Below are 9,672 nucleotides of genomic sequence, written 5' to 3'. Positions count from 1 at the left end.
GGGCGGCCGTCCTGCTGATGGGCGACCACACGGGCTTCTCGGCAGACCGGCGCTACTTCGCGTACCGCTGGTTCACCGAACCCGCCGTGCGGGCCGTCTGCCCGCCGGAGGAGCGGGAGCACCAGTCCCGGCAGCTCGTGGCCGACCTCCGCGCGACCGCGGGACGCCGGGCCGGCGACCCCACGGTCACCGGGCTCGTCGACCGACTGCGGGCCGCGAGCGCCGACTTCGGCCGACGCTGGGCGGAACACGAGGTGGCGGTCAGGCGGGCCGACCGGAAGACCGTGCTGCACCCGCGGGTGGGCCGGCTGCTCCTTGACTGCGAGACGCTGGTCACCCCCGACCAGGGCCAGCAACTGGTGGTGCTCACCCCGGCGAACGCGGAGGCCCGCGAGCGGCTCGACCTGCTGCGGGTGCTGGGCGTCGAGGAGTTCCCCACGACCGTCGATTGACTTTCGATCGAAATCTATCGATGATCGACAGGTGCATCGCTTCTTCATCGCCGCGCTGCGGGTCGGCATCGCCTTCGCGATCCTGGCCGGCCTCTTCGGACAGCTCGTGGTCATACCGACGACGGCGGCCGACGAGGTCGACCGCTTCCCGCCCTACGAGCCCTTCGCCGTCCCCTACGTGACGGTCGCGATCCTCGGCGTCGCCTGCGTCCAGGTCGCGCTCGGCGCCGTGTGGATGCTGCTCTCCATGGTCGAACGTGAGGCGATCTTCACGCCCCGCGCCTTCCGCTGGGTCGACGTCGTCATCGGCGCCTCGGCGGTCGCGACGCTGCTCGCGCTCGGCGTCACCGGACACCTCTTCCTAGCCGAGATCCCCGAACCGGACGACGGCATGAACGCGATCAGCGCGCTCCTTGGCGCGACGGCGTGCGTCGGCGTGGGGGCGGCGTTCGTCATGCTGGTCGTCGTCATGCGGGGCCTGCTGCGCAAGGCGACGGACCTGCAGACCGAGATGGCCGAGGTCGTCTGATGGCGATCGTCGTCGACCTCGGCCTGCTGCTCGCCCGACGCGGCATGTCCGTCGGCGAGTTCGCCGAGGCCGTCGGCATCACGCCGGCCAACGTGGCTGTGCTGAAGAACGGCCGCGCCAAGGCGGTCCGGTTCACGACGCTCGACGCGATCTGCCGCACGCTCGACTGCCAACCGGGCGACGTGCTCCGCTGGGTCCCCGACGAGGAGGCGGACCTGCCGCCGTAACGCTACCCGGGCTCGTCGAAACGGATCGGCTCGTACTCGCGCGCGTAGCCGGCCAGGAATTCAGCCGCCGAGCGGGGAAGCGGAAGATCGACCGCGACCGAGTATTCGAGCCCCCGTTTCTTCGGGAAATACCCCCAAACCCGGTAATCCGGCGAGCCGTGTTCCAGGAGGCCGGGATAGCGATCAGGAATCGCCAACGCTTCGAGCAGCTCGGCGAGGGTCGCCGATTCGGCGTCCGCGTCCAGCCCTTCCGGCAACCTCACCCGCTCCCCACCCTCGTCGGCCCGCGCCGGCAGCCCTTGCGCGAGTGCGCCCAACTGCCGGGCGTCGAGGAAGTACCACGGACCTCGACGGCTCAGGACGAGCCAACGGTCAGTGGACGTGTTGCGGTGGATCGACCATTCCCCGTCCTGGTGGACCAGCTCGCTGTAGTAGAGGCCGGGCTGCTCCAGCACGTGCTCGCCGTCCTCGGCCTCGACGGTGATTGGGCGGCCGCGCCCGATGAGGATCTCCACGAGCTCCCGCCGAAAGGCCTCCTCGTGTTCCCAGCCGGGCAGGCAGGAGAAGTGCAGGGCGCCGTGAAAGAAACCCGATTCCGCGCTCCAGTCGGCCCGCAGTAGCCAGTAGCTCTGGACGTACGTGGTCCACCCCGGAACCTGCAGGACAAACTTCCCGCAGATTCGACACGATGTGACGTCGTCATCCATGCTTTTCCTCACGCCTCTCTCACTGCTCGCAGGCTACCAGTCAGCCAAGTCGGGGCACGGGCACGATGAATCCTCGGTCGTTCACCGGGCCGTTCGGCGGATAGTTCCCTGCCGGAAGGTCCAGAATTCCGTTTCCGTCGAAGAACCGTAGGTTGTCGTTCCTGCTGACGACGACCTCGACGTGGTCGGAGAACTTGTTCTCCAGGTCTCTGGTCATGCTGTTGCTGATGCCCTGGTAGCGCTCCATGTCGGTGGGCGGGCCCGGCATCCGGTCTTCCGGGTGCGTGTGCGCGATGAAGTCGTAGCCCTGGCCACGAAGGTCCTGCGGAATGGCCGAGGTTCGCTCCGTGCCACGGAATATCCGCAGTTCGCCTGCGGGGTTCTGGATGATCGCGTGCTCGACCCCGCTGAACCGTTGCAGCTCCGCCAGGTGTGAGACGTTCACCTCGCCGGCACGAATGGAGATGTGCCCCTGGCCTTCGAGCCGGCGCACCAGGTTCCGGGCCTTCGGCGACAACGCTCCGTACGGAATCTGCCCACCCGGCATCCGAGCCGACCGGCGGAGTCCACCGCTCATGGCCCGGACCCCGCCCGCCATCCCCCGCAGACCACCGCTGGCGAGACGGCGGAAGCCCGCGGCCAGGCCGCCGAGGGTGGTGAGGCCCTTCATGCCCGGGATGCAGTCGAGGGCGGCGAAGGCGACGTCAAGGAGGGTGGCTCGGCCCCGTGCGAAGTCGTAGAGCGTGTCGGCGAGGACGACGAGCGCCGCGGCGAGGACCACCCAGGCCAACGGCCCGCCGATGATCATCACCACGATGCCGAGCACCGCGACGACGACCTTGCATATCTCGACGATGGTGTCCCAGTTCTCGGACACCCAGTGGATCGCGTCCTCCCACCAACGCCGGTTCTGGATACCGGCGTCCGACGCCTCGTCGATCTCGTCCGCGCAGGCGCGGGCGGCCTCCTCCCGCATCTCCTTCGCGTCGAGAGCCAGTTGACGCGCGGCGGAGAGCGCCTGTTCGGCGTCCTCGACGCGCGAGCGCGCGGAGGAGGCCGCCTCGTCGGCGGCGGTACGGTCGCGGGTGGCCGCGCGGACCTCCGCCTCCGAGGGAGGCTCCACGTTCTGGCGATCGCCTTGTTCTTCCAAGCGTTCCGCTTCGGCACCCGCCCGGGAGACCCAGTCCTGCGCGTCGGACAACGCCGCCTGGGCGGAGGACAGGTCCGCCTGCGCGGCGATCGCCCGGTCCAAAGCACGGTCCGCCATGCCCTGCGCGGTCTCCAGCTTCGGCCAGTAGGTCTGTAACGCCTGCGCCGCCATGTCGTACGACGTCTGGAGCTTCTCCAAGTTGCCCGGCACGCCGTCGAACTCGGACCGGAACGCCTCCGCCGATCGCCCCGCCCACGCCAGGACCGCACGCTCCTCGGCCATGCCGCGGATCCGCCCCAGCGCCACGCCGACCTCGTCGGCGAAGTCCTGGAGCTGGTCCGCCAGTTCGCGCACCTCGTCCGGATACCCCGGCGTCGGGTCCCGGTCCATGTCGACCGGGCTCCAGTCAGACGCCCGCACCACTGCTACTCGATCCCCCGTCGTGTATGCGGGTCCGCGGCGTCACCGCCGCGGACCGTCCTCGCTCAGAACGAACCGGCGCGCACCGCCGCCACGAACCCGGCCCAACTCCCCGAGGGCACGAGGAGCGCCGGCCCGGTCGGGTTCTTGCTGTCCCGGACGGGGACAGCGCTGGGGAAGCCGTCGACGACCTCAAGGCAGTCGCCGTTGTCCCCGAGGCTGTAACTGGACTTGCGCCACGCCGGGATCGCGGACGCGTCAGGGATGCTCCTGCATCGCATTCTCGTATTCCTCCGCAACCGACTCGATCAATTCCAGGGATGCCACCAGCGGGAGCGCGGCGGCCCTGGCCAGATCATAGGCTTCCCGATAGCGCCTTACGAGCGCCGGTTCGTCGGTCAGCGCACCGGTGTACAGCACCTCGAAGTACGCCTCGTCAGGAGCGTCTGGGAAACGCATCAGCTTCAGCCTGTTGTCGGTGAGCGGGTGGGCACCGGCCGAGAACGGCAGCACCTGCACCTGGACGCGGCCGGAGCGGATCAGCTTGGCGATGTGGCGCAGTTGCCGCGCCATCACCTCCGGGCCGCCCACCACCGTGCGCAGCACCGCTTCGCTGAGGATCGCCCACATCCGCGGCTTGGTCGGGTCGTCGAAGATCTTGGCCCTGTTGATCCTGTTGACGACGCGCTGGTCAAGCTTCCCGGCCTGGATGTTGGGCTCCGTGCCGATGTTGATCGCGCGCGCGTAGTCGGCGGTCTGCAGCAGCCCCGGCACCGCGCCCGCCGCGTACTCCTCGATCACCTCGGCCAGCTTCTCCGACTCCGCCGCCTCCGCGAAGTGCGGGGCGAACTGGGCCTCGTCCAGCGTCGGGAGCCACCGTTCGAAGAAGCCGTTCGCGTTCAGCTCCTTGTCCAGCCGTTTGGCGTCCTCCAGGCGCGGGCGCCTTCGGCCCGCCTCGATGTGGGCGATCATCGAGGGCGAGACGATCACCGCCTCGCCCAGGGAGAGTTGGGTGTGGCCGGCCGCCTCCCTCCGGAGTCGCAGCTCCTCGCCGTACTTGCGGCGCGTCATCATCGGCTCGGTCGCATCGTTGGCCATGGTCCGGAACTCCCGTCTTGACAGCGCCCGTGGAAGGCCCCCACGGCTTCCACCCGCGGCGCGATGACGGCAGTCTGTGAGCGTGGGGCCACGCAGCGCAACAGGGCCTCACCTGCCACGAACGTGAGGGAGCAAAAGGTCAGATGAGCTACGACCGAGACCGTGACCGCCCGCTCTCCGAGTCGAGCCTGCGGCTGCTGCCGTGGGAGTCGCCGGAGGGCAAGCCGTGCTATCTCAGGGGCGACGAGGGCGATCCCGGCCGGCTCGCGTTGGTCGCGGACCGAGCCGAGGAGGATCAACTGCGGCTCGGCGCGAACGCGTTGGCCCATGCCGAGCGCGTCCTCGGCGTCCCCACCGCCGGCCCCCTGACCCTGCGGGTGGCCCTCCAACGGTCCGCGACCTCGCTCTCCGACACCCTCCGCATCGCCGACAGCCGGGGCGCCCGGCTCGCCGACCAGGATCCGGCCCAGTAGCGCGGTATTTCTCTATCGCAAATTCGCTATCCTGCAATAGGGGATGATCGCCCAGCGCCGACGAGATACCACCTTCACGACAAAGTGCCTGCTCTTGAGGAAGATTTGAGCTTTCGTTCTCGACACGCGTGTCGAGGCACCAAGAAAGCCTGACACCCATTCTTTACAAGAGAAAAGCCGTGGGGATACGCTCTCGAACACCCCCGAACGCGCCGGTGCCCGCTCCCCTCCCCTGAGGGCGGGCGCCGGCGCTCCCCCTGACCGGGTGTCAGTCCAGGGCGGCGGCCTTGCGCAGCAGCACGGACCGCTCGCGCGCGTTGCCGCACAGCCGGGCGGCGAGCTCCAGTTCGGCCCGCGCCTCCACCGGGCGGCCGAGTCGGGTGAGCAGTTCGCCGCGCACGCTCGGCAACAGGTGGGAGCCGGAGAGCCGTCCGGAGACGGCCAGTTCGTCCACGAGGGCCAGCGCCTCGCCTGGTCCCTCTGCCATGGCGACCGCGACGGCCCGGTTGAGCTCGACGACGGGTGAGGGGGCCACCCGGCCGAGCGCCTCGTAGAGGAGCACGATCCGCTGCCAGTCGGTCTCCGCGACGGAGGACGCCGCCGCGTGGCACGAGGCGATGGCCGCCTGGAGACCGTAGGGGCCGAGCCCTCGCCCGCGCGCCGCCGCCAGGCCGAGCGCCGCGAGGCCGCGCCGGATGGCGGACCGGTCCCACAGGCGCCGGTCTTGGTCCTCCAGGAGCACCACCTCGCCGTCGCGCCCGACGCGTGCCGGGAAGCGCGCGGCCGTCAGTTCGCACAGCGACAGCAGGCCGTGCACCTCCGGCTCGTCGGGCAGCAGCGCGGACAGCATCCGGGCCAGCCGGATCGCCTCGTACGCGAGCTCCTGCCGCAGCAGCCGGTCGCCTCCGGTCGCCGTCGAGCCCTCCGTGAAGATCACGTACAGCACGCTCAGGACGCCGCCGAGGCGCTCGCGCCGCTCCTCGGCCGGCGGCAGCTCGAACGGCACGCCAGCCGCCGCGATCGTCTTCTTCGCCCGGGTGATCCGCGCCTGCACGGTCGGCACAGGCACGAGGAACGCGCGGGCGATCTCCTCGCTCGACAGGCCACCGACCGTGCGCAGCGTCAGGGCGACGCGGGCCTCGGGCGCGAGAACCGGATGGCAGGCGACGAACATCAACGCGAGGACGTCGTCGTCGACCCGGTCCGGGTCCCACGGCAGGTCGTCGGAGCGCTCGGGCGGGGCGAGCGCGCCCGAGCTGGCCTGCCCCTCCCCCAGCTGGCCGGCGAGGTGCGCGTAGCGCTCGTCGAGGCCCGACCGGCGGCGGAAGCCGTCGATGGCGCGCCGGCGCGCGGTGGCGAGCAGCCAGCCCACCGGGTTCGCCGGGGCGCCGTCCCGGGACCAGGTGACGAGCGCCTCCGCCACCGCCTCCTGCGCGACGTCCTCGGCGAGGGCGAAGTCCCCGGTGTAGCGGGCCAGCGCGCCGATGATGCGGGGGGACTCGATCCGCCAGACCGCCTCGACGGCCCGCCGCGCCGACTCGGTGACCGGCGGGCCGTCGTCGACCGGCATCGGCGTCAGAGCTGGCCGGTCCGCTCGCGCCATGCCCGCTCCTTGATGATCCACTCGTTGTCCTGCGGGAACTCGTCGATGCTCGGCACCCGGCGGATCTCACACTTCGCGCCGGGGATGGCGGGCATCCGCCTGGCCCACTCGACGGCCTCCTCCTTGGAGGCCACCTCCAGGATGTAGAAGCCGCCGAACAGCTCCTTGGTCTCGCCGTAGGGGCCGTCGGTCACGACCGGCGTCTCGCCGCTGTAGTCGACGACCACGCCCTTCGACGGGTCGTCAAGGCCCTCGGCGGCCACCAGCACGCCGGCCTTGATCAGCTCGTCGTTGAAGCGGCCCACCACCTCGAGCATCTCCTCGAAGGGCGTCTCCATCATCTTGGCGTTGGACTCGTCGGTGCCCCGCATGATCAGCATGTACTTCGCCATCGTCGCTCTCCTCCGTCTCACCGAGGGCCGTCCTTCGACCCTCTCACCCCAAGGTCGAACGGGGAGGCCGCGGATCGACACGACGCACGAACGAATCGCGGAGTTTTTCAGTCGACCGGCGACGGGTGTCACCCGACGACGTACGACTCGTCCCCGAAGTCGGCGACGAGCTTCAGCTTGCCGCCGAGCGCCTTGACATAGGCGGCGAGCGTCTCGACCTCGCTCCGCCCCACCTGTCCCTTCTCGATGCGGGACACCCGCGCCTGGGTGACGCCCATGGCTCGGGCGACCTCCACCTGCGTGGTGTGCTGGCGCTTACGAAGCTCGGCGAGCCGATGCACGCGCGAGGCGGTGATCATCGCCTGGGCGCCCCGTTCGATCTCCTCCTTCTCGGCCTCGGTGAAGTGGAACTCCTCCTTCAGCCTCTCCCAGGACACGGCCTGGGGGTCCTTCGAGTGGTCCTGCGCCATCACGTTCCCGCCTCTCCCTCGATTCGTTTCAGATGGTGGGCGTATGCCTCTTCTGCCAGCGGCACGGTCTTCCGATACCACCCGGACCAGTTGCCCGCCTTGTCGCCGCCGACGAGGATCACCGCCTGTCGAACAGGGTCGAAGACGAACAGCAGGCGGACCTCGCTCGCACCCGTCGACCCCGGGCGCAACTCCTTGAGATTCGGCAGCTCGGAGCCCTTGATCGTGTCCACCAGCGGCCGGCCCAGGGCCGGGCCTTCTTCCTGCAACGCGGTGATCGCCTTGCTGACCTGTATCAGGGTGAGACGGTCGGTACGTCGGAGATCATGTAGCCACGACAGGGCCGGCTCGACGACGACGATCTCCCAGGTCATTCAGGCGACACCTCTCACCAGGCAGTTATAACTCTGCCAGCATACAACTTCAGCGTCATGCGCGGCCTCAGTCGGACCCCAGCACCGCCAGGGCCAGCCGCTGCACGGAGCGGGTGAAGTGGCGGGGGTCGTCCGGTGTGGTGACGTGGCGGACGAGGTCGCCGTCGAAGGTGGCGAGGAGGGCGTGGGCGAGGAAGTCCGCGTCGGCGTCCGGGCGGCCGGCGGCGACCAGGCCGGCCAGGTGGGCGTGCCAGAAGCGGTAGCTGGGGTCGGCGAACTTGTCCTCCGCGCACGCCTGCTCGTGCGCGGCGAACAGGACGGCGTTGCGCTCGGCGATGGCGCCGAGGCCGTCGAGGAAGGCGAGCAGCCGCTCCCGGACGGGCGCGCCAGGGCCGAGGGGCGGGGGCCCTTCGGCGACGGCCTCGCGCAGTTCGCGAGACCGCTCCTCGAGCAGCGCCTGGAGCAGCCCGGCGCGACTGCCGAAGCGGCGGAAGACGGTGCCCTTGCCGACGCCGGCGAGGGCGGCGACCCGGTCGAGGGAGACGTGGTCGCCGCCGCCCTCGGCGAGGAGCCGTTCGGTGGCGTCCAGCACGGCGCGGCGGTTGCGGGCCGCGTCGGCACGCTCGGGCATCCCGGCTCTCCTCACGGACGACAACTCGGACCGGCAGTCCGGTTATGCTACCGTGCGTCGACCAACCGGACCGCCAGTCCGATTACTCCCTCCGAAGGGTCCTCCGCCATGCGCGCGCTCCTCGTCGACCCCGACGCTCCCGGCTCGCTCCGGCTCTCCACCGCCGCCGAGCCCGAGCCGGCCCCGCACGAGCTGCTCATCGACGTCACCCACATCTCCCTCAACCGGGGCGAGGTCCAGTTCGCCGGCCGGCGTCCCCCCGGCACCGTGCACGGCTACGACGCGGCCGGCGTGGTCGCGCGGGCCGCCGCGAACGGCTCGGGTCCCGCCGTGGGAGCCCGGGTCGCGGCCTTCGGCCCCGGTGCCTGGGCGGAGCGGATGGCCGTGGACACCACGGCAGTGGCCGAGGTGCCGGACGGCGTCGACCCGGCCGACGCGGCCGCCCTGCCGATGGCCGGCGTCACCGCACTGCGGACGCTGCGCGCGCGGGACATCCTGGGCCGCCGGGTCCTGATCACCGGCGCGGCGGGTGGGGTCGGCCGGTACGCCGTCCAGCTCGCGGCGCTCGGCGGAGCGCAGGTGATCGCCTCCGTGGGCTCGGCGGCCCGCGCCGCCGGCCTGCCGGAGCTCGGCGCGCACCAGGTGGTGACGGGCCTCGACGGGATCGACCGGCCGGTCGACCTGATCCTCGACACGGTCGGCGGACCGCAGCTCGCCGCCGCCTGGGAGCTGCTCGCACCGGGCGGCGTCGTCCGGAACATCGGCTGGGCGTCCGACGAGCCGGCGGTCTTCGCCCCCTACTCGCTGTTCTCCATCGGGCCCGCCAAGACGATGAGCACGTTCGGCGACGTCCGGGAGGTCGGCCCCGACCTGGGCACCCTGCTCGGCCTGGTCGCCGCGGGCCGCCTCTCCCCGGAGATCGACTGGCACGGCCCCTGGGAGCGGATCGACGAGGCGACGCGGGCGCTGCTCGACCGGCGGGTGGCCGGCAAGGCGGTGCTCGCCCTGTAGGAACGCCGTCGGGGGGGGCCCCCCCCGGGGGGGCGGGGCCCCCCGGCCGGGGGCCCCGGCGGGGGGCGGGCGGTGGTACGCCCCAGGTGGACCCCCGCGCGCCCCCGCGCCCCCGGCGGTAGGGCCCCAGGCCCA

At 71.2% G+C, this 9,672-nt stretch carries 13 protein-coding genes and 1 pseudogene; 5 read left to right on the top strand and 9 right to left on the bottom strand.

What is annotated here, in order from left to right:
• The 3 genes and pseudogenes from ACFWI8_RS30265 to ACFWI8_RS30255 all read left to right on the top strand — a co-directional run.
• Window positions 1-452: pseudogene (locus tag ACFWI8_RS30265) on the top strand (transcriptional regulator); the annotation flags it as partial.
• 31 nt (window positions 453-483) lie between these two features.
• Window positions 484-981: a DUF2975 domain-containing protein gene (locus tag ACFWI8_RS30260; RefSeq protein WP_311603075.1), complete on the top strand. Its 498-nt coding sequence runs from the start codon at window positions 484-486 to the stop codon at window positions 979-981.
• The gene (locus tag ACFWI8_RS30255) at window positions 981-1,208 is read left to right on the top strand and encodes a helix-turn-helix transcriptional regulator (protein ID WP_311603076.1); all 228 of its coding nucleotides are present in this window, start codon (window positions 981-983) and stop codon (window positions 1,206-1,208) included. Before ACFWI8_RS30260 ends, ACFWI8_RS30255 begins: the two co-directional genes overlap by 1 nt.
• Window positions 1,209-1,210: 2 nt before the next feature.
• On the opposite strand, the gene ACFWI8_RS30250 is transcribed toward ACFWI8_RS30255, so the two are convergent.
• From ACFWI8_RS30250 to ACFWI8_RS30235, 4 genes are all read right to left on the bottom strand, one after another.
• Entirely contained in the window at window positions 1,211-1,915 is a 705-nt protein-coding gene (locus tag ACFWI8_RS30250; RefSeq protein WP_387098101.1) for a hypothetical protein, read from the bottom strand.
• A gap of 40 nt (window positions 1,916-1,955) precedes the next feature.
• Window positions 1,956-3,485 carry a putative T7SS-secreted protein gene (locus tag ACFWI8_RS30245; RefSeq protein WP_387098098.1) on the bottom strand — a complete coding sequence of 510 codons (1,530 nt, stop codon included), beginning with the start codon at window positions 3,483-3,485 and terminating at the stop codon, window positions 1,956-1,958.
• A gap of 65 nt (window positions 3,486-3,550) precedes the next feature.
• Window positions 3,551-3,766, bottom strand: coding sequence for a DUF397 domain-containing protein (locus tag ACFWI8_RS30240; RefSeq protein ID WP_387098096.1), 216 nt, complete (start codon window positions 3,764-3,766; stop codon window positions 3,551-3,553).
• The gene (locus ACFWI8_RS30235) at window positions 3,744-4,583 is read right to left on the bottom strand and encodes a helix-turn-helix domain-containing protein (RefSeq protein ID WP_387098092.1); all 840 of its coding nucleotides are present in this window, start codon (window positions 4,581-4,583) and stop codon (window positions 3,744-3,746) included. The genes ACFWI8_RS30240 and ACFWI8_RS30235 overlap by 23 nt, the downstream gene beginning before the upstream one ends.
• 143 nt (window positions 4,584-4,726) lie before the next feature.
• Here ACFWI8_RS30235 and ACFWI8_RS30230 point away from each other — a divergent pair, with 143 nt between their 5' ends.
• Complete coding sequence (locus ACFWI8_RS30230) at window positions 4,727-5,056, top strand: hypothetical protein (protein ID WP_387098089.1); 330 nt, start codon at window positions 4,727-4,729, stop codon at window positions 5,054-5,056.
• Window positions 5,057-5,324: 268 nt separating this feature from the next.
• On the opposite strand, the gene ACFWI8_RS30225 is transcribed toward ACFWI8_RS30230, so the two are convergent.
• The 5 genes from ACFWI8_RS30225 to ACFWI8_RS30205 form a co-directional block, all read right to left on the bottom strand.
• Window positions 5,325-6,659, bottom strand: coding sequence for an RNA polymerase sigma factor (locus ACFWI8_RS30225; protein WP_387098086.1), 1,335 nt, complete (start codon window positions 6,657-6,659; stop codon window positions 5,325-5,327).
• Entirely contained in the window at window positions 6,632-7,051 is a 420-nt protein-coding gene (locus ACFWI8_RS30220; RefSeq protein WP_387098083.1) for a YciI family protein, read from the bottom strand. Before ACFWI8_RS30220 ends, ACFWI8_RS30225 begins: the two co-directional genes overlap by 28 nt.
• Window positions 7,052-7,179: 128 nt before the next feature.
• Window positions 7,180-7,521 (bottom strand): helix-turn-helix domain-containing protein, encoded by a 342-nt coding sequence (locus ACFWI8_RS30215; protein ID WP_387098080.1) that lies wholly within the window; start codon window positions 7,519-7,521, stop codon window positions 7,180-7,182.
• Window positions 7,521-7,895 carry a type II toxin-antitoxin system RelE/ParE family toxin gene (locus ACFWI8_RS30210; RefSeq protein WP_387098077.1) on the bottom strand — a complete coding sequence of 125 codons (375 nt, stop codon included), beginning with the start codon at window positions 7,893-7,895 and terminating at the stop codon, window positions 7,521-7,523. The genes ACFWI8_RS30215 and ACFWI8_RS30210 overlap by 1 nt, the downstream gene beginning before the upstream one ends.
• Before the next feature lie 67 nt (window positions 7,896-7,962).
• Complete coding sequence (locus ACFWI8_RS30205; protein WP_387098074.1) at window positions 7,963-8,526, bottom strand: TetR/AcrR family transcriptional regulator; 564 nt, start codon at window positions 8,524-8,526, stop codon at window positions 7,963-7,965.
• 108 nt (window positions 8,527-8,634) lie between these two features.
• On the opposite strand from ACFWI8_RS30205, the gene ACFWI8_RS30200 reads away from it, so the two are divergent.
• Window positions 8,635-9,537, top strand: coding sequence for a zinc-binding dehydrogenase (locus ACFWI8_RS30200; RefSeq protein ID WP_387098071.1), 903 nt, complete (start codon window positions 8,635-8,637; stop codon window positions 9,535-9,537).
• The last annotated feature ends 135 nt before the right edge of the window (window positions 9,538-9,672 follow it).

The sequence above is a fragment of the Streptomyces sp. NPDC127098 genome (assembly GCF_042722465.1).
GTDB classification, from domain to species: Bacteria; Actinomycetota; Actinomycetes; order Streptomycetales; family Streptomycetaceae; genus Streptomyces; species Streptomyces millisiae.
Note: the sequence above shows the minus strand (reverse complement) of the source record. Positions and strands in the feature narration are given on the sequence as shown.